Raw genomic sequence first — 24,274 nt, forward strand, 5'->3', positions numbered from 1 at the left:
ATAGAGATGCAAAACGTAGATGGTTTTGCGAAAGCGATATTGAAGTAAAGGCAGTAAGTGAAGGTTTTATTAATACCAGCTCGTTTTGTAATTCTTTTAATTACATGTCTCACTTCGATGAGGGGAACGAACCGTTACAAATAAGGATTAATCATTATCCATCCTATCTTGAAAAAAGCACTTTAACCCAATGTCACACCGTATTGATATATACCTCTCGGGCCGTTCCTTATCACCTTTCCCCCTTAGAATTGCTAAGCGATTTGATATTAGAGAAAATATAAAACAACACACTCAGACAATACTGGGCGTGTTGGAATTAAATTAATTATATAACTATGATAACAGCGCAATTTATTCGACGACTTAAATACAACCACATGACTTCCTAGTTATTAAAGTAGGTGGAAGTTCGATATGTTTTACATAGTCTGGATTATTTATTTTGCTTAAAAGTACGTCAAAAGCAGTCCGACCTATAACATGTGGAGGTAAGACAATGTTTGTAACGGGAGGGTCTATTATTTCAGAAGAGGCAAAGTCTCCAAATCCAATGATGGCAATATCTTTTGGTATATTTAATGAGAGTTCCTTAATTCTTTGAATTACACCGATTGTCATCAGGTCATTTTGAATAAAAAGTGCAGTTATATCACTCTCTCTTGCCAGCAAGGATTGAACAGCGTTTGCTCCACCGTTTACAGTAGCATAACCAACTTCTAAATAGCTTTCTTTAAAAGGTAAATTATACTTGTTTAATGCAGCTTTATAACCGTTAATCCTGTCAAGTGTTGTGGTTACATCGGGCACTGAGTAAATAAAGCCAATCTTTTTATGTCCGTGTTTTAATAGATGCATAGTTGAATCATAACCAGTTTGATGGTTGTCCCCAGTTACTCTAGGGATGTTATGAATGTTAGGATCGTAACGGTTAACGAGTACAATTGGAAAATTCTTATTGATAAATTCATTTAAATATTCAATATTTTTAGCAGTGGGAGATAGAATGATCCCATCAACCATTTGTGAATGGAGAAGATTTATCGTTTTTTCCTCATATTCAATGTCTTCATTAGTGTTAATCAGTAATAGATTGTATCCGGTTTCTCTAGCTCGTTCTTCTACTCCATAAACCATTTCAGTAACGAACGTATCAGGAAAACTAGAAACTACTAATCCTGCTGTTTTGGTAGTTTGTTGTCTAAGATTTTTAGCAGCTGAATTCGGAATATATTTATACTTCTTGATTATTTTCATGATTTTATCATGTTTCTCTTCACCAATGTGTTTTGTCCCATTTATTACGTGGGAAACCGTAGCTACTGATACATTTGCTTCTTTAGCAATATCTTTCATTTTTATTTTCAGAAAAACCACTCCTTAGGTTAAACCTTTTACTAAAATAGCCTCTTTCGACATTTTATCTTATTTATTTTTTCGGTGCAATTAATTTTACTATAACATTGTTATTCAGGGGATTTCACTTTACAATATACCTTTTATTCAGTGAATTGTACAAAAATATTTATTGACACATGAAACGCTTACATATTATGATTCTTTCAAAGACGGTAAAACGATTAACTAAGTTTATTAAGAAAGTAGAGATGAAAATAAGAAAAGTTACCTGTTAAATACAAAAGTGCATAGTAAGCAGCTAAGATTGTTCAATAAACTTAAGGAGGTTAATTAGATGAAAATACTTCGAAACATTATGATATTTGCTACAGCTGCTCTAGCAGTAAGTATATTAGTAGTTTTCATATCTACTAGTAACATTGTTGAATCTGAGGAAGTTAAATTAATAAGGTTTGGACATGGTGCAGCAGAATCTAATGAAAGACATCTGGCTGTTATGAAGTTTAAAGAACTTGTAGAAGAAAAATCAGAAGGAAGATTAAACGTTCTAGTTTATCCTAGTGAACAACTTGGCTCCGAGGCAGAAATGATTGAAAGCGTCACCTTTAATGACCTTCAAATGGTAGCCTCAAGTGCGTTTAGTCAGTATGACCAAAGAATAAGCGTCTTTGAATTACCTTATCTCTTCGATTCGTATGAAGAAGCATGGAGTGTTTTAGATGGAGAAATTGGACAAGACGTGGCTGAACCTTTCTTAGAAAATAATTTAAGAATTATTGCCCATTTCGAGAATGGCTTTCGTCATGTTACTTCTAATGTGCCAATTGAAAGTCCTGAAGATTTAAGAGGATTGAAAATAAGAACTCCCGAGTTTCCGTTATCAGTAAGCACTTTTAGGTCTTTAGGTGCTAATCCTACTCCAATGGCTTTTGGGGAATTATATATGGCCTTACAACAGGGGACGGTAGATGCTCAAGAAAATCCAGTTGCCAATATTTATGCCAGTAAATTTAACGAGGTTCAGAAATATCTCAATATGACTTCCCATCAGTATTTTTCCTTGCCTGTAGCAATTAGTGAAGAATTTTGGCAGTCACTTACTCCTGAAGAACAAGAAATGATCGAGACTAGCGCTAAAGAATCAGCACAGTTTCACAGAGATTTATTAAGAGAAAACGAAGAGAATATGATTGCAGATCTACAAGCTGCCGGGATGGAAATCGTTGAACCAGATTTAGAAGCATTTAGAGATAAAGCAACACCTGTTTATGATTATTACAAAAATAGATTTGGTGAAGATTTAGTTAATAATGTATTGAAAGCGGTTGAATTAGAGTCAGATAAAAATAACTAAAGGCGAGAAGCTCTTTAAGGGGGGAGGAAATATGAAATTAATCAAATGGTTAAATGAATATTTAGAAGAATACGTCTTAATTTTACTAAGCATTTTAACAGTAGTAATCGTTTTCACACAGGTTTTTATGCGTTACGTGCTAGGAGATTCTCTTACATGGTCTGAAGAAGTTGCGAGATATTTATTTATTTGGATGATTTATATTGGTGTTAGCTATGGAGTAAAGAAAGGGAAGCATCTTGGTGTGGATGCTTTTCCTATGATGTTTGAAAAGAAGGGGAAGCTTATCATTGATATGATTACGACTATTGCGTTTTTTATATTTGCTGTGGTCATCTCTTATTATGGATTTGATATTGTTTTAAGAGTGACAAGAGAATCTGCAGCATTAGAATTGCCTATGGGTTGGGTATACGCTGCTCCGGTTGTTGGAATGGTGCTAACTGCGATCCGTTTGGTTCAAAAATTCATCTGGCAGGTTAAAGAGTTAAAAAAAATGAACCAAGCCGACCCAGAGGAACAACCAGAACTAAAGGAGGGAGTCGCATGACTAGTTTTATCTTATTTGGAAGTTTCTTTTTGTTTATGATCCTTTCAATTCCAATTGCCATTTCTTTGGGTTTAGCTGGTCTTATTGCGGCCCTTTATTCACCTAATATCTCAATTACATTATTAGCCCAAGGCTTAGTTACTTCAACGGATAACTTTGCATTAATGGCAATCCCATTTTTTATTCTTGCTGGCGAAATAATGGGGAAAGGTGGAATATCAAATCGTTTATTTAATTTAGCAAATGTATTCGTTGGACGTTTTACTGGAGGATTCGCGATAGCAGCAGTTATTACTTGTATGTTTTTTTCTGCGATATCTGGATCAGGTCCAGCAACAGTAGCAGCTGTTGGAGGCATTATGATCCCAGCGATGGTGGCACAGGGATATGATAGGAAATTTGCTACAGCCATAATTGTTACAGCAGGATCAATGGGGATTATTATCCCACCAAGTATACCGATGGTTCTCTATGGTGTTTCAAGTAACCAATCAATTGGCGATTTATTTATGGGTGGTATTATCCCAGGGGTTTTAATTGGAATCTTTTTAATTTCTTGGTGTTACTTCTATTCGAAAAAGAAAGGATATTCAGGTTCGGGTGAAAGTTTCAGCTTTAAAAGAATGCTTCTTGTATTAAACCAAGCAAAATGGTCACTCTTAGTACCCATAATTATTTTAGGAGGTATTTATGGTGGTATTTTCACTCCAACAGAAGCAGCGGTTTTTGGAGTTGTTTATGCAGCATTTGTAAGTCTTTTCTTGCATAAAGAGGTTAAAATTGTTCAATTTCGACGAATCATTGCAGACGCAGCTATGAGTTCAGTAGCAATATTGATTATTATCGGAACCGCAAATGCATTCGGTACGATATTGACAATGGAAAAAATTCCACAAGTAATTGCAGAGGCTTTCTTAACACTGTCTCAGAACTCAATTGTAATTATTTTGTTAATTATTATTTTGTTATTATTGATAGGATGCTTTATTGATACATCAGCAGCCGTTATTATCTTTACACCAATCCTTTTTCCGGTTGCCATTCAACTAGGGTTAGATCCGATTCATTTTGGGATTATCATGATCGTTACATTATCAATCGGTTTTATAACCCCACCACTTGGAGTAAATCTTTTTGTTGGGGCGGGGATATCTGGATTGAGTATGCCTGCATTAGTAAGAGGCGTTGTGCCATTCTTCTTTATCATGTTGCTTGGTTTAACTGTAATAGCAATAATTCCACAATTAACATTGCTATTGTTGTAGGCGGAGACGGAGAATTTTGCACTTAATTACTTGCGGTCTATGAAAAAGGCTAGTAGTTGGAGGCCACTGAAAAAGGTTGTGTGTGTTTTTAACCTTTTTCAGTGGCCTAGTTACCTTTTCTTGGTGTACAACCTGAAAAAAGGTCTTTTAATTCCTTGTGTTGACAATAACTAGTATGAGAAGTACACTCTTAATAATCGAGTCACTTAGTATACAAGTAGACAAATCGATCGAAAATTGGATTACTAAGATATTTTTACGTTCGAGACTTAAAGGAGGAATTGGTATGGCTTCAATTACATTTTTAAATGATGCTATTACATTGTTAGGAAATGAAGTGAAAGTTGGGGACGCTGCACCAGATTTTACAGTCCTTGATAACGCTCTATCTCCGGTGACACTTGCAAATTCAAAAGGGAAGGTTCGTTTAATATCTGTGGTGCCTTCTATCGACACAGGGGTTTGTGATGCTCAAACCCGTCGTTTTAACGAAGAGGCTTCTAATCTAGGGGATGTTGAAGTTTTAACTATTAGTGTTGATTTGCCTTTTGCACAAAAAAGATGGTGTGGTTCAAATGGACTTGAAAATGTTAAAACTCTTTCTGACCATCGTGATCTTTCTTTTGGTGAAGCATACGGAGTTCATATTAAGGAATTACGCTTATTAGCACGTGCAGTTTTTGTAATTGATTCAAAGGACAAGGTGACATACGTTGAGTATGTAAATGAAGTAACAAATCACCCTAATTACGAAGCCGCGATTGAAGCTGTTAAAACTGCAAAATAATAATTAAAAACGGGATAATGTTCCCTATTATGAAAAAAGTAAAATGCAGCCTTTCCTCGGTATTAAACCTGGGAAAGGCTATTTTTCTAATATGTCCATAGAGGGAAAGTTACATAATCCTTATTTAAGCATCCTCAGAGCTTATCAAATTAATTTGCCTCTCAACAAAAAATTAAAGTGAAATATTTTTGTACACTTAGTAGACAAGTGAACCAAAGGTGTGTATACTGAAACTATAAGTAACTTGTTAGACAAGTGAACAAGATTATAAGTTAATATTTATTAAAAATCTTAGTTGAGGTGAGTGAAATGATAAATACAAGTATAGAAGAATTAAAAGAAAAAGCGATTGAAATGAGAAAAACAGCTGTAACTATGATTCACAGAGCACAAGCAGGTCATCCAGGAGGTTCGCTCTCTGCAGCAGACCTTATGACAGCTTTATACTTTAAAGAGATGAACATTGATCCTAAAAATCCTACTTGGGAAGATCGCGATAGATTTGTTCTATCTAAAGGTCATGTTTGTCCTATCCAATATTCTGCTTTAGCCTTACTTGATTATGTCCCGTATGAAAAGATTTACACGTTAAGAGAGTACGGCTCACCATTTCAAGGGCATCCAGATATGAAGAAGTGCCCAGGAATTGATATCTCCACAGGGTCACTAGGACAAGGACTTTCCTGTGGCGTTGGAATGGCGATAGCAGGAAAAAGAGATAAAAAAGATTATCGTGTTTTTGCATTGCTTGGAGATGGCGAGTGTCAAGAAGGTCAAATATGGGAAGCAGCTCAAACAGCTGTAAAATACCAACTTGATAATTTAGTTGTGTTCGTAGATTATAACCGACTACAAATTGATGGAACTTGTGAAGAAATAATGCCGTTACAAGATTTAGAAAAGAAATTTGCAGCTTTTGGTTTTGAAACAAAACGAATTAATGGACACTCTATGGAACAGATTGTAGAAACATTAGATGAAATAAGAGACGTGAAAAACGGTGTACCAAAATGTATTGTTCTAGATACAGTGAAAGGCAAAGGAGTTTCATATATGGAGGATGTCGTTGATTGGCATGGGGTTGCTCCAAATGATGAACAATTTCAACAAGCACTTGAAGAAATCGCAGGGGGGTTAAAATAATGAGTATTATGGAAAAAACTCTGAATGTAAAAAAAGCAACAAGAGCGGCCTTTGGTGATGAGATATTAAAACTTGGTAAAGAGAATAAAGATATTTATGTTGTAGATGCGGATATTGCAAAATCTTGCAAAACTATTAATTTTGCAAAGGAGTTACCAGATCAACATATTAATGTTGGGATTGCTGAGCAAAATGCAGCTGGTGTCGCAGCTGGCCTTGCAACAACTGGAAAAATTCCTTTTGTAAGCACTTACGCTGTGTTTGGCTCTTTAAGAATGGCAGAACAAATTAGACAGGAAGCTTGTTATCCAATGCTTAATGTAAAAATTGCTTGTTCCCACGGAGGGTTAACTCCAGCTAGTGATGGTGGAAGTCATCAAGCTATAGAAGATATGGGTATTTATAGAAGTATGCCGAATATGACTGTAATCATGGGTTCTGATTACTACTCTACTAGAAAATTAGTAGAGCAAGCAGCAAAAATTTATGGTCCTGTATATCTACGTTTTACCAGAGGTGATATTCCAGTTATTTATGATGAAAATGAAGAATTTACAATAGGTAAAGCCAAGAAATTAAATGAAGGAAAGGATCTTGCAATAATTGCTAATGGAGATACGGTCCATTTAGCAATGGAGGCTACAAAGCTTTTAGAAAAAGAAGGGGTTTCTGTAAAGCTATTAGATATGCATACAATTAAACCAATCGACCGAGAAGCGGTTCTTGACTGTTTGGAAGTAGGGCGTTTAATTACAGTTGAGGATCATAATATTTTAAATGGTTTAGGAAGTGCAGTGTGTGAGGTAGTTGCAGAAGAAGGTAAGGGTAAGGTAAGAAGAATCGGGGTTCAAGATCAGTTCGGGGAATCTGCTCCATACGAGAAATTATTAGAACTTAATGGAATTACGGTTGAAAACATAATTAACACTGCTAAAGAATTGCTTTAATTAGAAATAAATAACTATGACTCTAGGAGTGAATGAAAAATGTTTGAATTAAAAGATAGAGTAGCTATCGTTACAGGTAGTGGATCACCAAAAGGAATTGGACGTACAATTGCACTAATACTTGCTAAACAAGGAGCTTCAATTGTTGTCGCTGATTTAAATTTAGAAGGAATCGAAGGTACTGTAAAGGCTATTGAAGAAGCTGGAGGAAAAGCTTTAGGGGTAGAATTAAATGTTACAGATAAAGATTCTGTAGACGCAATGGTTGAAAAGGTTATGGAGACTTATGAAAGAATTGATATTCTTGTGAATAATGCAGGAATTTCACAAAAAGTAACAGTTGCAGATATGACAGTTGAAGATATGGCAAAAGTCTTTAATGTTAATATGTATGGATTATTCCTGTGCACCCAAGCAGTACTAGAACCAATGAAAAAACAAAAATTCGGAAGAATTATTAATCTTTCATCCGTTTCAGCCAAAAGAGGTGGTGGAGTATTCGGTGGTGCCCACTATTCGGCTTCGAAAGCAGCGGTGTTAGGCTTCTCAAAGAACCTTGCTCGTGAAGTTGCGTTGGATGGAATCACCGTTAATTCGGTTGCGCCAGGACTTGTTAATACTGAAATTTGGAAGGCTCTTCCTGAAGAAGATGCGAAAAAAGTTATTGATGGAATACCGATGGGAAGACCTGGCGAAACGGAAGAAATTGCATCAACAATTGCATTTTTAGCTTCAAAAGAAGCATCGTATATCACAGGCGAAGAAATAGATATAAATGGTGGTTCACACATGGATTAATACGTTTTATTGTAAATTACACAGGCTTCCCGGACGGGATTGCCTGTGTAAAAGTGTTTAGTTTGGTAAAAATAGTTTTCTCCAAGTTTAACAAGGAAGTATCAGTGAGGGAGGTGTAATATGAACTTTAATCCTGTAGCCAATAAAAAACTATATATACAAATTTATTATCAAATATTATCAGAGGTAAAGTTAGGCTCATTCGAAATAGGTGATAAGCTGCCTTCAGAAAGAGAGCTTTGTGAACAGTTTGGTGTAAGTCGTGCGCCCATTAGACAGGCACTCAGTGCATTGGAATTAAATGGTGTCATTTATTCCCGACAAGGAGAAGGCGTGTATGTAAAAAACAAGGAGACATTATCTCAAAACTCTCAAACAACGTTTTTTTTGGAATCAGTCTCACCAGAAGATATTGTTGAAGCAAGGATGAATATTGAGCCGCTCATTATCCAATTTGCAGCCTTAAGAGCGACTGCTGAAGACATTGTGGGACTTCGAGCAACTTTAAAAAAAATGGAAGAAGAAACAAAGGAAGGAATTTATGTGCCTGAGACTGATGAGACATTACACAGCCAGATAGCAAAAGCTTCTCAAAATGATTTATTTATTCAATTTATGTCGGCTATTAGTAATGCTATGAAACAACAGGAAATGTGGCAATTTATTCGAGATCGGACTGTAACTAGACCGGATTACAGAGAGATAAACTTTAAAGAACACCAATCACTAATCAAAGCGATAGAAGATCATAATGAGAATGCAGCAGTGGAATTAATGACTACTCATATGCAAAATTTATATGAAAGATACTGGAAGAGTTAGGCTAAATAGTTAAATCATTATTGTATAGAGGTTAAAAAGACTAGTTCTCCGTTATACTCTTCTAATAGATAAAGGAATAATACTTTTTATAAACTATTATTCCTACTTTGTTTTCATTCTAAATATCATCTAATTTCAAAGTTAAAATTCATCACTAAGAAAATTTAAAGCAACGCTCTAATTGTATTGACAATTAGGGTAAACAAAAGTACAATTTCCTTATAAGTAAACTTAGTAGACAAGTATACAAGTTGGTAACGATACACGAGGAGGTATTTTAATATGGGTACAATTGTTTGCCAGGATTGTTCCAAGACGGTCGATTACTTTAATGATGAAAAGGTAACTGTTCTTTATTCTAAGTGTGATTGCTGTGAGAAGAATAAAAGAGATACTTTGGAGAAATAGCAAAAAAAGTTTTTTAACTACGAAAAATGTAAAGGGTTTCAAACGATTAAATGTTAAGTTGAGTAAGAAATAGGTAATAAGGACGAAGAACTGATCGTTCATGAGTCGTATAGTGTAGCGATATAAGGGGGAAGTAAAATGAAAGTAGCCATTGCATCTGATCATGGGGGTATAACCATTCGTAAAGAAATTATTTCTTTAATGGATGAGATGAATATAGAGTATATAGATTTGGGGTGTGAATGCGAGGCATCTGTTGATTACCCTGACTATGCGATTCCAGTAGCTGAGAAGGTAGTAACTGGTGAAGTCAATCGAGGCATTTTAATTTGCGGGACAGGTATTGGTATGAGTATTGCAGCAAATAAGGTAAAGGGGGTTCGCTGCGCACTTGTTCATGATATGTTTAGTGCTAAAGCAACAAGAGAGCATAATGATTCCAATATTTTAGCTATGGGGGAGCGTGTAATCGGTCCAGGGTTGGCCCGTGATATAGCAAAGATTTGGCTAACAACCTCTTTCGAAGGTGGAAGACATGCAAATCGTGTAAATAAAGTCGCTGCATATGAAAAGATATCTATATAAAATAAAATTAATTAAGAAGGCTACATTTATACTGAATGTTTTGAGTATACTTGTAGCCTTCTTATTGTAGTGTAATCTAATAAAATCGGCGACTATTTAACCTGGCTTCAGTCTAACTTACATAATTTATGTAGATAAAGGGCAGGTCTACAGATATGGCCATTCACCAATAAAATCACATGCATACATATTTTCATTTCTGTTATAGTATTGCCCTTTAAAAAAGAAAAGCTTATAATTAATTGTGATTATAAAAATATTAATCATTAAAAGAATAATTATTGAGAGAAGTGATTATTATTAGCTTTAATCCAGTATCCAGTAATAAATTATATATACAAATTTATAATCAAGTTCTTTCTGAAATTAAATCAGGGACGTTCAATATCGGAGACAAATTGCCTGCAGAAAGAGAACTTTGTGAGCAGTTTGGAGTAAGCCGTGCACCTGTAAGACAAGCACTAAGTGCCCTTGAACTGAATGGTATTATTTATTCACGTCAAGGAGAAGGAGTGTACGTTAAAAATACCCAGTTATCTACTGAAACATCTCAATCAGGTGTTATGTGGGACTCAACTTCCCCGGAAGATATTGTCGAGGCAAGAATGAATATTGAGCCTCAAATTATCAAATATGCGGCGTTACGAGCTACGGATGAAGATATTAAAGAGCTTCGCATGATAATCAAAAAGATGGAAGGTGAGACAAATACTGGAATTTATAATCCGGAGACAGATGAGGCATTACACAACGGAATAGCAAAGGCTTCTCATAATGATTTATTTGTTAAAATGATGTCGGCCATAAGCAGCGCAATGAAACAACAGAAAATGTGGCAATTTATTCGAGATCGTACTGTCACTCGACCAGATTATAGAGAAGTAAACTTTAAAGAACATCAAATGATCATAAAGGCAATAGAAGATCGTAATGAAAAAGAAGCCGTAAAATTAATGACTTCCCATATGCAAAATTTGTATGATAGATATTGGAAGGAATAATGAAGTTAGCAAACAAAAAGGAATGAACGGAACAAGAAGCAATTTTCTTGTTCCGTTCATTCCTTTTTTTAGACATTTGTCAAATTGAATTCATTACTTATCTATATGTTAGTTAAAATTCAATTAAGATTTATAAATTAATTGATTGACATCAATGCACTCTAAAAGTATACTGTGGTTATAAGGTTACTTAGTATACAAGTGGTCAAGAATACAACGATTGGAACCGATGGCATTTTCTTTTAGTTTGAAATGTAACCGCTTAAAAAAGTTGGTTTGCTTTCGATACCACTTTCATGCTATTTACTCTCATTTTTTAATGCGTATTGAAAGCGTTTTCCTAATTGATTTTCTACCTTTTTAAAAGAGTTAAAGACAGGAGGAATTATTTTGAAAGTAGCTTTGTTTGACCGGAACAATCATATGACATTAATAGAAAAAGAGATGCCTAAACTTGAAGATCACGAAGTACTAATTCAAGTCAGAAAAGCAGGGATATGTGGTTCTGATGTCCACGCCTATATGGGAAACCATCCTTTTCGCTTTCCCCCAAGCATATTAGGTCATGAAATAATTGGCAAAGTTAGTGAAATAGGTAATAAGGTAACTAGTAAGAAAGTTGGAGACGTAGTGACCATTGAACCGCAAATTAGCTGTGGCCATTGTCAACCATGCAGGGAAGATCAATACAATCTATGTAAAGAAAAAGTTGTCCTTGGAACTCCGAAATGGGATGGGGGATTTGCAGAGTATATGGTGGCTCCGCAGCAAACTGTATATAAGATCCCAGATACTGTTTCCCCTGAATTGGCAGTCTTAACAGAGCCCTTAGCTGTAGGGGTTCATGCAGTTAATGTTGCGGATGTAAGAAAAGGAGATAAAGTAGCCATTCTTGGGTCGGGACCTATTGGCCTCGCAACAGCGGTTGCAGCACATTATAAAGGAGCTACGACCATTTGTTTGACAGATGCAATAGATGTCAATTTGGAAATAGGGAAAAAATTGTGTGCTACAGATGTAGTAAACATAAATAAACAATCATTAAAACAGTATGCCTCAGATTATATTGGTGAATTTGATCATGTTTTCCTTTCAGCTGGTCATGAATCTGTAATTAAAGAAGCGTTCTCAGTCATTAAAAGAAAAGGGAAAGTCATTTCACTTGCTTTGTTTGAGGAAAAAGTAGCTATTGATTTAAATGAATTAATGATTGCTGAAACGCAAATGCTTGGGTCTGCGATGTATGTTAAAGAAGATTTTGAAACAGCAATTAACATTATTGCTAGTAAACGGTATCAGTTGGAATCACTTATTACACATCGATTTGATTTTAATGAGATCAGTCATGCAATGGAAGTGGCTTTAACTAAAGAAGGTTATCCTATAAAGATAGTAGTCGATTTTTAATAAAGTAATATTTTTTTGCAGTTCATTCGTTAAAAACTAGATGTGTTCTAAGTACTTTTTTAACATATCTATTTTTATATAAAAATAAATTTAGGGGGAAGAAAAATGAATAAACTAAGTAAAGGCTTTATCTCTATGATCTTAATTGTGATGATCTCGCTATTAGCAGCATGTGGGGGAGAAAAAGCAACGAATGAGAGCGAGACAACAAATGATAGTAGTGGAGAAGAAATTAAGATTAAATTTGCACATAGTGCAGCTGAATCAAATTCAAGACATGAGGCAGCATTGAAATTTAAGTCATTAGTTGAGGAAAAGTCAGACAATCAAATCACTGTTGAGGTTTTTCCAAATGAAGTATTAGGAAGCGAACCGCAGATGGTGGAAGGGGTTGCATTCGATGATATTCAAATGGTAGCAGCCAGCACGTTTGCACAATATGAGTCTAAAGTGGATGTTTTTGGATTACCATTTTTATTCGAAACAAATGAGCAAGCTTGGGAAGCATTAGATGGTGAGATTGGGCAGGCAGTATTTGAACCGTTATTAGATGACAACTTAAGAGTTTTAGGTCATTTAGAAAATGGATTCAGACATGTTACAAATAGTAAAAAATCAATTGAAACAGTGGAAGATTTAAAAGGAATGAAAATCAGAACACCTGAAATGCCTATTTTAATCAGTATCTTTAGGGCTCTCGGATCGAACCCTACTCCGATGGCGTTTGGTGAATTGTATATGGCATTGCAACAAGGTACGGTTGATGGGCAGGAAAATCCTATTTCCAACATTCACGCAAGTAAGTTTTCTGAAGTCCAAGACTATTTAAGCTTAACAGGACATTCTTATGCCCCAACAACTGTAGCAATAAGTGATAAATTCTGGAACACTCTAACACCTGAACAACAAGAGATTATCCAGTCAAGTGTAGTCGAGACTTCTGAGTTTCATAGAAATAAAGTTATGGAAGATGAAGCTGCTTTGCTTGCTGAGTTAGAAGAAGCGGGAATGAAAGTAAACCGTCCTGATATTGCATCGTTTAGAGAAGCATCACAGGCAGTCTATGCAGAATATGAAGATGTTTATGGAAAGGATCTTATTGATAGTATTCTAAATGCTCAACAATAGTTCAATTGAAAGCAGAATCTATCCTAACTATATCTTAGGTAGGTTCTGCTTTTTCATCAGAGGGGGCCAATTATGAAAGTTTTACATTGGTTAGATAAGAACATAGAGTCGTTTATACTTATAGTTTTAAGTATTCTCACTGTTGTGGTTGTTTTCGTGCAAGTCTTTATGCGTTATATTCTAGATTCATCTTTAGTTTGGTCAGAAGAACTAGCTAGATATGCATTTATATGGTTGATTTATATCGGAGTAAGTTTTGGAGTGAAAAAACAAGCGCATATAAAAGTAGATGCATTTGCTTTACTATTTAAACGAAAAGGGCAATTGGTATTAGGTATCTGTGCTAATCTAACATTCTTAATTTTTGCTGTCCTGCTTGCTTACTATAGTTTTGAGGTTGTGGCCAACGTGACGCGTAGTTCTCCTGCAATGAATATTCCAATGCAATGGGTTTATGCAGCTCCGATGGTTGGATTATTATTAACTGCGATTAGGATCATTCAGCAAATGAAAATTCAAATTCAAACTTATAAATCTGAAGAGTAGGTGGTCTTATGACAGCACTTGTATTATTTGGTAGTTTTGCATTTTTTCTACTCCTAACAGTACCGATCGGCATTTCGCTTGGATTAGCTACACTTGTGACAATTATCTTTGCTGATGTAGTTTCCATTCAATATCTTGCACAAAGTTTAGTTCAATCCACAGACTCTTTTCCATTAATGGCTGTTCCATTCTTTATATTAGCGGGCGAAATTATGGGAAAAGGAGGAATTTCAGAGAGGCTTTTTAAACTGGCAAATGTTTTTGTAGGTAATTTTACTGGAGGTTTTGCCATAGCAGCCGTCTTAACTTGTATGTTTTTTGCTGCTATTTCTGGGTCAGGTCCTGCTACAGTTGCGGCAGTAGGAGGCATTATGATCCCAGCAATGGTAGGTTATGGGTACGATAAAAAATTTGCGACAGCGGTAGTTGTAGCAGCTGGTTCATTAGGTATTATTATTCCGCCTAGTATCCCTATGGTTATTTACGGTGTTGCTGGAAGTGTTTCGATCGGTGATATGTTTATAGCAGGAATTTTACCAGGTATTCTTGTTGGGTTAGTTATGATGGTATGGTGTTATATTTATTCGAAGAAGAAAAATTACAAAGGTAATGGAGAAAAATTCACATTAAAAAGAGTAGTAATGGCAGTTAATGAAGCAAAATGGGCAATACTTATCCCTGTGATTATCTTAGGTGGGATATATGGAGGTATTTTCACCCCGACAGAAGCTGCAGTTGTTGCAGTTGTGTATGCGACAGTGGTGAGTGTTTTTGTTTATAAGGAATTAACCATAAAAAAATTTCCTAAAGTAATACAAGATGCTGCTCTTACTTCTGCGACTATTTTAATTATTATCGGTACTGCCAATGCATTTGGAAGAATATTAACGATGGAACAAATCCCGAAAATGGTTGCAGACCTTTTGTTAAGTATTTCATCTAACCCGATAATTATTATGTTATTACTAATTATTTTACTTTTATTTGTTGGTATGGTTATGGATACAGTCGCAGCGATTATTATTTTAGTTCCTATTTTATTGCCAATTGCGGTAAGTATAGGAGTGGACCCTATTCATTTCGGGATTATTATGATTATAAATTTAGCAATTGGTTTTATCACGCCACCAGTAGGTGTCAATCTGTTTGTTGGATCAGGAATTTCAGGCTTAAGTATTGAAACGTTAGCAAGAGCGACAATGCCTTTCTTTATTGCGATGATTTTAAGTTTAGCTGTTGTAACACTTATTCCTGAGCTATCCTTATTTTTAACAGACTTTTTCAGATAGGGGAGATATAAATGGAATACCGTACAGTTGGGAAAACAGGAGTAAAAGTCTCAAGTTTATGTTTTGGAACGATGTCATTTGGCGGAGGTGCCGACAAAGAAACTTCTAAAGAAATGTTTCATCGAACACGTGAAGCAGGTATTAACTTTTTTGACTGTGCCAACTCATATTCTAATGGGGCAGCAGAGGAAATATTAGGGGAGTGTATCTCTGATTGTCGAGATGAGATTATCCTTTCCAGCAAAGTATATAATCCAATGAGTGCAGACATAAATGCGAGAGGGTTATCGCGCCGCCAAATTATGCTCGAGGTGGAAAATAGTTTAAGAAGATTGAAAACGGACCGGATTGATTTTTATTTTGTTCATCAGTTTGATCCAACGACACCTATGGATGAAACATTAAGGGCATTAGATGATTTGCAATCTCAAGGGAAAATCTTATACCCAGCCGTAAGTAATTGGGCAGCATGGCAAATCGCGAAAGCACTAGGTATATCTGCAAAAGAACAATTAGCTCGGTTTGAATTAATTCAACCAATGTACAATCTAGTAAAACGCCAAGCAGAAGTAGAAATTTTACCACTCGCTCAATCTGAACAAGTAGGTGTGATTACCTACAGTCCTCTTGGTGGTGGCTTATTAACAGGGAAATATGGCGTAGATAAAATGCCAGCATTGGGGAGATTGGTCGAAGACGAGGCGTACACAAAACGTTATTCCGGTCAAAGCAACTATGAAGTGGCTGAGCTGTTTTCAGTACATGCTAAAGAAAGAAGAATCGACCCGGCTTCCCTTGCCATCTCATGGGTGATGTCTCATCCTGGAGTAACAGCACCTATTATAGGTGCAAGAAATCTTGAACAATTAAATGCTGCCTTAGCATCCCTTGAGATAAAGATGACAAAAGAATGGCGTGAAGAGATTACTAAACTATCTGTTGCACCACCATTTGCTACTGACCGAACGGAGGAGATTTTTAGACCTTTATCTTCTGAAAAGTAATAGGGTATATTCTCTATTACTTTTTTAACTTATATAATTAAGATCTAGATGATGACATCCTATCTTATCTCTAATTAAATTAATAATATAGAAACTAAACATTCAATCCTAAAATCGTTGCTATTCGTCTATAAAATCACTCCAAAGTTAAGTGTGTTAAAACATAGAAGCTCTATACTTATTAGTCCCCTTTATAATTCCCTTGAATAATTCCATTTCCCAAGTAATAGTAGTGCATTGCATTAACAAACTGTTTAATAACATAACTTTTTATTGACAGCAATGATTTGTAAAAGTAAACTTAACTTAGTTAACTTAGCAGACAAGTATACAAGTATACAAGTATAGGCGGATTGGAGGTTAAGTATGAAAAAGGTAGCGGTTTTAACAAGTGGCGGGGATGCCCCTGGAATGAATGCAGCTATTCGAGCAGTTGTAAGACGTGGTATTTATAATGGCCTGGAAGTTTACGGGGTCAGATATGGGTACACAGGCCTTATGGAAGGTGATTTCTATCAAATGGAACTCGGGAGTGTAGGAGATATAATTCACCGTGGAGGAACGATTTTAAGGAGTGCTCGTAGTGAATTTTTTAAAACGACCGAAGGCCAGCAAAAAGCAATTAAATCATTAAAGAAAGCTGGTATTGAAGGATTGATTGTGATAGGTGGTGATGGTTCTTTTAGAGGTGCAAGTAAATTAACTGCACAAGGATTTCCTACAATTGGGATTCCTGGAACAATAGATAACGATATTGCTGGTACCGACTATTCGATTGGTTTTGATACAGCTATTAATACTGTTGTAGAAGCTATTGATAAAATACGGGACACTGCCTATTCTCATGAACGTATCTGTATTATAGAAGTAATGGGTCGCCATGCTGGTGATATTGCCTTATGGACAGGTTTATGTTCTGGAGCGGAATCTATTATTATTCCAGAAGTATCATATCAACTAGATGATGTTCTTACCCGAATAAAAAAAGGAAAAGAACGTGGAAAAATGCATAGTATCATCGTTTTAGCAGAAGGAGTATGTAATGGAGAAGAACTAAAAAAGAAGCTTCATGAAAAATTAAAGCATGAATCAAGGGTAGTAGTGTTAGGTCTGCTCCAGCGAGGTGGAACTCCTACAGCTTACGATCGGATGATGGCTAGCAGATTTGGAGCTAAAGCCATAGATCTATTAATAGACGGTGAAAAAGGTGTAATGGTTGGGTGGAAAAATTGTCAAATCATTCATATGTCCTTTGAGAAAGCAGCAGAAGAACAGCACATTTTGAATATCTCAGATTATCAATTAGCTAGAAGTTTATCGATCTAAATGTGTTTCTAGTGAATAATGAAATAACTGCAAATAAAATAATATTTGTTTTAAGGAGGATTTAAATTGGCTTTAGAATCTATGAAAGACATGTTAAATAAGGCATTAAAGGAAGGGTACGCTGTTGGTCAGTTTAATATCAATAACTTAGAATGGACGCAAGCTATATTAAACGCTGCCGAAGAAGAAAAGTCACCTGTAATCCTTGGAGTATCTGAAGGTGCAGCTCGTTATATGGGAGGATTTAAAGTTGTTACTGCAATAGTAAAAGCACTAATTGAGGAATCAAAAATCACAGTTCCAGTAGCAATTCATTTAGACCACGGTTCTAGTTTTGAAAAGTGTAAAGTAGCAATTGATGCTGGATTCACATCCGTGATGATTGACGCTTCTCATTCTCCGTTTGAAGAGAATGTAAAAGTAACAAAACAAGTTGTTGAGTACGCCCATAAACAGGGAGTATCTGTAGAAGCGGAGCTAGGCACAGTTGGTGGGCAAGAGGACGATGTAGTGGCTGAAGGTGTTATTTATGCTGATCCAAAAGAGTGTCAAGAGCTTGTCAAACAAACAGGGATTGATTGTCTAGCACCAGCATTAGGCTCAGTTCATGGTCCATATAAAGGTGAGCCTAAATTAGGTTTTAAAGAAATGGATGAAATCTGTAAAACGATTGATTTGCCATTAGTATTACATGGTGGTACTGGTATACCGACTGAGCAAATTCAAAAAGCAATCTCATTAGGAACTGCAAAAATTAACGTTAACACAGAAAACCAAATTGCATTTACTCAGGTAGCGCGTGAAGTCTTAAGTAATGATAGAGTAGTATACGATCCACGTAAATTTATAGGACCAGGTAGAGAGGCTATTAAAGAAACAGTTATTGAAAAAATGCGTGCATTTGGGTCTTCTGGTAAATGTTAATAAAAGATTAGATGAAAGTAGTAGCTATATAGAAAAGAGATAACAACACTGGATGTTGAGACCCTTTCATATTACGTACTATTGCTGCTGATATAAGAGGTAGGAGACAGGTCACTTGTGGTATCCTTTAACTCGTTGGGTTGCTTAGTATACAAGTTTACAAGATAGTGAATATACAATCTTAATTATTCATTACTATTGTTATTTGGATGACTAAGATATCTACTGCAAAGACCTAAAAGGCGGAATTGGTATGGCTTCAATTACATTTTTAAATGACCCTTTTACATTATTAGGAAATGAATTGAAAGTTGGGGACGCAGCACCAGATTTTATAGTCCTTGATAATGATTTATCCCCAGTAACACTTGAAAACTCAAAAGGAAAGGTTCGTTTAATCTCTGTTGTACCTTCTATTGACACAGGGGTTTGTGACGCTCAAACACGCCATTTCAACGAAGACGCATCTAATTTAAGGAATGTTGAAGTTTTAACTATTAGTGTTGATTTGCCTTTTGCACAAAAAAGATGGTGTGGTTCAAATGGACTTGAAAATGTTAAAACTCTTTCTGACCACCGTGATCTTTCATTTGGTGAAGCATATGGAGTTCACATTAAAGAATTACGTTTATTAGCACGTGCAGTATTTGTAATTGATTCTAACAACAAGGTAACATACGTTGAGTATGTAAGTGAAGTAACGAATCATCCTAATTATGACGCAGCGATTGAAGCTGTTAAAACTGCACAATAAAAATTGACAGAGATACTTGTTTAAGGATAAAAGGAGGGTGACCCAAGAATATAAATTTTGGGTCACTCTTTATTACAAACACATACTTTAGTAGAGCAAAAAAATTGCAGACTTAATTTATTCAATTGTCTTTGTTAACTCAATCTTCTAGACCTCATAAAAACGTAGATTTACAATTTTAGTAAATTTAACCCCTATTTGTTCCCCAATTAATTTTAGTATGTCAACACTAAATCAAGCAATCTTTTTAAGGGCTAAGTTTCGGTATCTACTGGACTTAATTAGCCAAGTGTACTGAGCGAACGGATATTATTGTATCAATTGACATAATCAAAAAGTTCAAGATCAAGCTGGTGAGGGGTGGAAAGTGCGCTCCGTTTATTAATTCAGTTTTTAGGATCTTAAATGTTGCTTCTGCCACCGCATTATCATAAGGGTTTCCTTTATGGCTCAAAGAGCGTTCAACCTCATATTCACTTAATAATTCATCGATACCAATGTTTTTAAACTCAGATCCACGAACTGTATGAAATAGTTTCACATTCTCTAATGGGCGATTAACAGTTGCGAAGGCACGTTGAACTAAAGTTGCGTCTTTGCGCTTTCCAACGCTAACCAACTATTTCTCTATATAGGTCAAAAAACAGACGTAGTTCCAATGCTGGTCTACTTTGACATACGTTAAGTCACTCACCAATACAGACATCTCATCATCTACTTGAAATTCCCGATCTAACACGTTTCGATCGGATTCTTCATTTGGTCGGGAGCTCATTGGTTTGTAGGAGGTTGTGCATGCTTCGATTCGATTCCAAGCTCTCCCATCAATCTACCTATGCGACGTCAGGAACCTATAAAGCACATCTCTACTTCCACATCATAAATCCTTCCTATGAATGACATAATAATTTTGAATTAAGGAAAACCTAAGAAGGTGGGAGGTTTTATAATAAATGAGACGCTTAAGAAAAAGAACGGTAGTAAACAATCATTTACCTCAAACTAATTCAATTGAAATTAATAAGCAGGAAAAGTCGCTCTATATAAATCTTAAAAAAAATATTCAAATCATTCAAGAGACACTTGGAAACAGTTCTGACATTATTATTAGACAGATTAGTATTGGTCAAGACCGAGATGTTCAAGTAAGTATCATTTTTGTTGACGGATTATCTAACAGCTCTTCGTTAAATGACTTTGTTCTTGAATCCTTACTTTTTAATGCGGATTTTAAATCTACAACAAAAGACCCTTTTCACGTATTGAAGGAGTTAGTCATCTCAGTTGGTGAATTAAAAGAAGTAGGAGATTTTGAGACTTTGCTGGCAGGAGTCTTATCAGGGGATCCTGCAATTTTATTGAATGGATATACGACTGGATTTCTTGTCGGTTTAAAAGGGTGGGAAGAACGTGGAGTTCAAGAGCCCTCTTCGCAAACGGTAATCAGGGGGCCGAGAGAAGGCTTTTCTGAAAATATCCGTTTTAATACTGCTTTAGTCAGGAGGAAAATTAAAGATTCAACTCTAAGGTTAGAAGAGCAGCAAATCGGAAGAGTTACAAAAACAGTAGTAGCTCTTATGTATATTCATGGAATTGTGGATGAAACAGTTATTAAAGAGGTTCGTCAACGACTGAGTCAGATAAAGATTGATGGGATATTAGAAAGCGGCTACATTGAGGAACTTATTCAAGATCATACATACACACCATTTCCTACAATTTTTAATACTGAAAGACCAGATACCGCTGCAGCTGCACTTTTAGAGGGACGCGTTGTCATACTCATTGATGGAACTCCTTTTGTTTTAATCGTTCCAGCTATTTTTCCTCAATTTCTACAATCAGCAGAAGACTATTATCAGCGCTCAGAAATTTCATCGCTTCTTCGACTGTTGCGTTTTATTTCTATTTTCATAACCTTTTTAGCGCCTTCTATGTTTATTGCTGTTACAGCTTTTCACTATGAAATGTTGCCTCAATCCCTCTTAATAAACCTAACTGAACAAAGAGAAGGGGTTCCGTTTCCTCTCATTATTGAAGCATTACTGATGGAAGCAACTTTCGAATTGTTACGAGAGGCAGGGATAAGAATGCCGAGAGCTGTTGGCCAAGCTATTTCAATTGTAGGTGCGTTAGTCATTGGACAAGCCGCTGTAGAGGCAGGACTTGTTTCACCGGCAATGGTTATTGTAGTAGCGATAACAGCAATTACAAGTTTTGCAATACCTGCTTATAATATGGCGAATGCTTTTAGAATCTTACGCTTTGGAATGATGATTTTAGCCGCATCATTTGGTCTTTTTGGAATTATTTTGGGGATGATATTAATGGTCCAACACTTATGCAGTCTGCGATCGTTTGGTATACCATTTATGTCTCCATATGCTCCTTCTACTAAAGCAGATTATAAGGATACAATGATCCGCGTACCTTGGGGGAAAATGATTTCAAGACCGCAATTTATGGACCAAATAAATGTCTTACGCAATAACAATAGGTCTAAAAAACGTTAGAGGGGATCAATGTGATAAAAAGGATAAAAAAGTTAGCTGTATTACTAGCAATATTGACGTTGGTAACGGGGTGTTGGAACTATAGTGAGTTAAACGAACTCGTATTTATTTTAGCGTTAGGTCTAGATAAAGAGGGCGATCAAATTACTGTTACAAATCAAGTGATTAACCCAAGTGCATTAGGAGGCGAAGTGCCTTTGCAAGATGCTCCGGTAGCGAATTTTCAAGGAAAAGGAAATGGAATACAAGAAGCGTTACGTAAAATGACTACAGAAAGTACAAGACAGCTCTTTGTAGGGCACTTACAAGTGATTGTCATTAGTGAAAAATTAGCTAGGGAAGGATTAGGAGAGCTATTTGATCATGTAATAAGAGATCATGATTACGGAAAAGACTTTTTTATTGTTGTCGCAAAAGGATCAGAAGCACAGGAAATCCTTGAAGTATTAACACCGTTAGAACAAATTCCTGCGAGTAAAATGTCGACTTCCCTTAATGTTTCCTCTGAAGTTTGGGGTGGAACGACTGCATTAATGTTTGGGGATTTAGTTGGTGACATACTTAGTAGCGGAAAAGAAGCTGTAGTAGCAGGCCTTGAGATTGAAGGAAATGAAGAAGTAGGAAAGACAAAAGAAAATAAAACACGGATTAGTCCGCCCGCTCATTTAAACTATTCTGGATTAGCGGTGTTTAAGGAAGATCGATTAATTGGCTGGTTAAATGAAAATGAAAGTAGAGGTTATAACTTTGTTCAAGGAAATATAAAAAGTACAACGGTTAGTTTTCCCTGTCCTAATAAAGGAGATATCAATGTCGAAGTACAGAAAGCGAAAGAAAAAACAGAATTTGAATTAAAAAATGGTAACCCTCAGATTACTATTACTGTTGATGTAGATGGTGCTATCACACAGCTTGGGTGTGACATAGAACTGTCTAATCCGGAATCGTTCAATAAACTTGAAAAAGAAACAGAAACAACGATAAAAACTGAAATTGAAGAAGTAATAGAAAAAGTTCAATCGACATATCAAGCAGATATCTTTGGCTTTGGCAGTGTTATAAATCGGGCCAATCCAACGTACTGGAAGAATGTCCAAGATGATTGGGACAACCATTTTGAAAACTTAATGGTTAAAGTTGAGGTCAACGTTACTATTAAACATGCATTTAGAAGTAATAAATCTTTTCTTGAAAGGATGAAGAATAATTAAGATTGATTTTTTGAAAGGGTGAATTTTTTGGTACAAAATATAAAGATAGGACCACGTCAGTTTAGAAAACTGGTGATATTATTTACTGTCGGAAACTCGATATTATTCCTACCAACGTTACTTGCAGAGGAAGCAAAGCAAGATGCTTGGATTGCTTCCATTATTGGTGTAGGTGGGGGACTTTTGCTTGTATGGTTTTATCAGACAGTGGCTCGGTTATTTCCAACTATGACGTTCGCTGAATACATTCCTACAATCTTTGGTAAGTGGCTAGGCAGAATGATTGTTTTATTATTTTTTGCTTTTTCGTTTGGACTTTCTATTATTCTTCTACGCAGTCTAGGGGACTTCATGACGATTACTACGTTACCTGAAACTCCTAAGTTAGCCGTACATATCTTTTTTTTAGGTGTTGTTATGTTAGGTGCTATATACGGGCTTGAAAATATTGTACGAACATGTGAAATTTGTATCCCGTGGTTATATATTTTTATGCTTTTATTCTTTTTGTTGGTCATGACAGATATTAAACTTGATAATGTACGACCTGTTTTTGAACAGGGGTTGGTTCCTATTTTGAATGGATCGTTTTTGCTGATAAGTTCTACTTTTCTGGAGCTTGTTCTTTTTTTAGTTATCTATCCTCAAGTGAAAATAGAGAAAAACACAAAAAATCACTTTTTACTAGGGGCTGCAATGGGAGGGGGAATTTTAATTGTTAGTTCATTTCTTGTCGTTTCTATTTTGGGGGCAGAAGAAACTGCTACTCAGTTATATCCAATTTACATTTTATCCCAACAAATTAAAATTGAGAATGTTATCCGACGAATAGAAGGGTTATTATCTGCAATCTGGATCGTTACTATATATTTTAAATTGTTAATTTGCTTTTACATATCGGTAATTTCTCTAACACAAACGTTAGGGCTCAAGAATTATCGACTTCTCTCTTTACCTTTAGCTGTTATTTTGGTGACTTTATCAATAAAACTTTTTTCAGACATCAACCATTTTATAGAATTCATGACAAAAATATGGCCAAGCATTTCATTAGGCTTTGGTTTACTTCTACCTTTAATTCTTTTATTAGTTTGGGCAATCAAGACTAAAGTTTTTAAGTTAAAAAAGTAAAGAGGCGTTAGAGCATAATAAG

General features: G+C 35.7%; 24 protein-coding genes. 22 read left to right on the top strand and 2 right to left on the bottom strand.

Translation table 11 applies throughout. The features are described from left to right. Positions 1–366 precede the first annotated feature (366 nt). On the bottom strand, positions 367–1,377 hold the full coding sequence (locus tag LDX58_RS02070) for a LacI family DNA-binding transcriptional regulator (RefSeq protein WP_227935197.1): 1,011 nt from the start codon (positions 1,375–1,377) through the stop codon (positions 367–369). Positions 1,378–1,693: 316 nt separating this feature from the next. On the opposite strand from LDX58_RS02070, the gene LDX58_RS02075 reads away from it, so the two are divergent. From LDX58_RS02075 to tpx (LDX58_RS02165), 19 genes are all read left to right on the top strand, one after another. Further along, positions 1,694–2,713 carry a TRAP transporter substrate-binding protein gene (locus LDX58_RS02075; RefSeq protein WP_227935198.1) on the top strand — a complete coding sequence of 340 codons (1,020 nt, stop codon included), beginning with the start codon at positions 1,694–1,696 and terminating at the stop codon, positions 2,711–2,713. 31 nt (positions 2,714–2,744) lie between these two features. After that, complete coding sequence (locus LDX58_RS02080) at positions 2,745–3,263, top strand: TRAP transporter small permease (RefSeq protein WP_227935199.1); 519 nt, start codon at positions 2,745–2,747, stop codon at positions 3,261–3,263. Then, positions 3,260–4,528, top strand: coding sequence for a TRAP transporter large permease (locus LDX58_RS02085; RefSeq protein WP_227935200.1), 1,269 nt, complete (start codon positions 3,260–3,262; stop codon positions 4,526–4,528). The genes LDX58_RS02080 and LDX58_RS02085 overlap by 4 nt, the downstream gene beginning before the upstream one ends. 286 nt (positions 4,529–4,814) lie before the next feature. After that, positions 4,815–5,315 carry a thiol peroxidase gene (tpx, locus tag LDX58_RS02090; protein WP_227935201.1) on the top strand — a complete coding sequence of 167 codons (501 nt, stop codon included), beginning with the start codon at positions 4,815–4,817 and terminating at the stop codon, positions 5,313–5,315. A 309-nt stretch (positions 5,316–5,624) separates the two neighbouring features. Next, positions 5,625–6,458: a transketolase gene (locus LDX58_RS02095; RefSeq protein ID WP_227935202.1), complete on the top strand. Its 834-nt coding sequence runs from the start codon at positions 5,625–5,627 to the stop codon at positions 6,456–6,458. After that, positions 6,458–7,405, top strand: coding sequence for a transketolase family protein (locus LDX58_RS02100; protein ID WP_227935203.1), 948 nt, complete (start codon positions 6,458–6,460; stop codon positions 7,403–7,405). Before LDX58_RS02095 ends, LDX58_RS02100 begins: the two co-directional genes overlap by 1 nt. A 39-nt stretch (positions 7,406–7,444) precedes the next feature. Next, positions 7,445–8,203 carry an SDR family NAD(P)-dependent oxidoreductase gene (locus LDX58_RS02105; protein WP_227935204.1) on the top strand — a complete coding sequence of 253 codons (759 nt, stop codon included), beginning with the start codon at positions 7,445–7,447 and terminating at the stop codon, positions 8,201–8,203. Between the two features lie 120 nt (positions 8,204–8,323). Next, the gene (locus tag LDX58_RS02110) at positions 8,324–9,025 is read left to right on the top strand and encodes a FadR/GntR family transcriptional regulator (protein ID WP_227935205.1); all 702 of its coding nucleotides are present in this window, start codon (positions 8,324–8,326) and stop codon (positions 9,023–9,025) included. Positions 9,026–9,307: 282 nt separating this feature from the next. Then, positions 9,308–9,433 (top strand): GapA-binding peptide SR1P, encoded by a 126-nt coding sequence (locus LDX58_RS02115; RefSeq protein WP_227935206.1) that lies wholly within the window; start codon positions 9,308–9,310, stop codon positions 9,431–9,433. 138 nt (positions 9,434–9,571) lie between these two features. After that, a complete protein-coding gene (gene rpiB, locus LDX58_RS02120; RefSeq protein WP_227935207.1) occupies positions 9,572–10,018 on the top strand; it encodes a ribose 5-phosphate isomerase B in 447 nt (148 codons plus the stop codon). Positions 10,019–10,308: 290 nt separating this feature from the next. Further along, positions 10,309–11,019, top strand: coding sequence for a FadR/GntR family transcriptional regulator (locus tag LDX58_RS02125; protein WP_227935474.1), 711 nt, complete (start codon positions 10,309–10,311; stop codon positions 11,017–11,019). Between the two features lie 390 nt (positions 11,020–11,409). Further along, complete coding sequence (locus tag LDX58_RS02130) at positions 11,410–12,426, top strand: zinc-dependent alcohol dehydrogenase (protein WP_227935208.1); 1,017 nt, start codon at positions 11,410–11,412, stop codon at positions 12,424–12,426. Between the two features lie 105 nt (positions 12,427–12,531). Then, a complete protein-coding gene (locus tag LDX58_RS02135) occupies positions 12,532–13,554 on the top strand; it encodes a DctP family TRAP transporter solute-binding subunit (RefSeq protein WP_227935209.1) in 1,023 nt (340 codons plus the stop codon). 72 nt (positions 13,555–13,626) lie between these two features. Further along, entirely contained in the window at positions 13,627–14,100 is a 474-nt protein-coding gene (locus tag LDX58_RS02140) for a TRAP transporter small permease (protein ID WP_227935210.1), read from the top strand. Between the two features lie 8 nt (positions 14,101–14,108). Continuing rightward, the gene (locus tag LDX58_RS02145; RefSeq protein ID WP_227935211.1) at positions 14,109–15,389 is read left to right on the top strand and encodes a TRAP transporter large permease; all 1,281 of its coding nucleotides are present in this window, start codon (positions 14,109–14,111) and stop codon (positions 15,387–15,389) included. 11 nt (positions 15,390–15,400) lie between these two features. Continuing rightward, a complete protein-coding gene (locus LDX58_RS02150) occupies positions 15,401–16,393 on the top strand; it encodes an aldo/keto reductase (RefSeq protein ID WP_227935212.1) in 993 nt (330 codons plus the stop codon). 366 nt (positions 16,394–16,759) lie between these two features. Continuing rightward, positions 16,760–17,719 (top strand): 6-phosphofructokinase, encoded by a 960-nt coding sequence (gene pfkA, locus LDX58_RS02155; protein WP_227935213.1) that lies wholly within the window; start codon positions 16,760–16,762, stop codon positions 17,717–17,719. A gap of 66 nt (positions 17,720–17,785) precedes the next feature. After that, positions 17,786–18,643 (top strand): class II fructose-bisphosphate aldolase, encoded by an 858-nt coding sequence (locus tag LDX58_RS02160; RefSeq protein WP_227935214.1) that lies wholly within the window; start codon positions 17,786–17,788, stop codon positions 18,641–18,643. A gap of 253 nt (positions 18,644–18,896) precedes the next feature. Continuing rightward, positions 18,897–19,397: a thiol peroxidase gene (tpx, locus tag LDX58_RS02165; RefSeq protein WP_227935215.1), complete on the top strand. Its 501-nt coding sequence runs from the start codon at positions 18,897–18,899 to the stop codon at positions 19,395–19,397. A gap of 277 nt (positions 19,398–19,674) precedes the next feature. On the opposite strand, the gene LDX58_RS02170 is transcribed toward tpx (LDX58_RS02165), so the two are convergent. After that, entirely contained in the window at positions 19,675–20,016 is a 342-nt protein-coding gene (locus LDX58_RS02170) for a hypothetical protein (protein ID WP_227935216.1), read from the bottom strand. A gap of 334 nt (positions 20,017–20,350) precedes the next feature. Here LDX58_RS02170 and LDX58_RS02175 point away from each other — a divergent pair, with 334 nt between their 5' ends. From LDX58_RS02175 to LDX58_RS02185, 3 genes are read left to right on the top strand one after another with little or no spacing between them, the layout of a single operon-like run. Continuing rightward, the gene (locus LDX58_RS02175; protein WP_227935217.1) at positions 20,351–21,910 is read left to right on the top strand and encodes a spore germination protein; all 1,560 of its coding nucleotides are present in this window, start codon (positions 20,351–20,353) and stop codon (positions 21,908–21,910) included. An 11-nt stretch (positions 21,911–21,921) separates the two neighbouring features. Continuing rightward, a complete protein-coding gene (locus LDX58_RS02180) occupies positions 21,922–23,121 on the top strand; it encodes a Ger(x)C family spore germination protein (RefSeq protein ID WP_227935218.1) in 1,200 nt (399 codons plus the stop codon). A 27-nt stretch (positions 23,122–23,148) separates the two neighbouring features. After that, on the top strand, positions 23,149–24,252 hold the full coding sequence (locus LDX58_RS02185) for a GerAB/ArcD/ProY family transporter (RefSeq protein ID WP_227935219.1): 1,104 nt from the start codon (positions 23,149–23,151) through the stop codon (positions 24,250–24,252). Positions 24,253–24,274: the final 22 nt, after the last annotated feature.

It is taken from the genome of Alkalihalobacillus deserti (genome assembly GCF_020734105.1).
Classification (GTDB): domain Bacteria; phylum Bacillota; class Bacilli; order Bacillales; family Bacillaceae_D; genus Halalkalibacter; species Halalkalibacter deserti.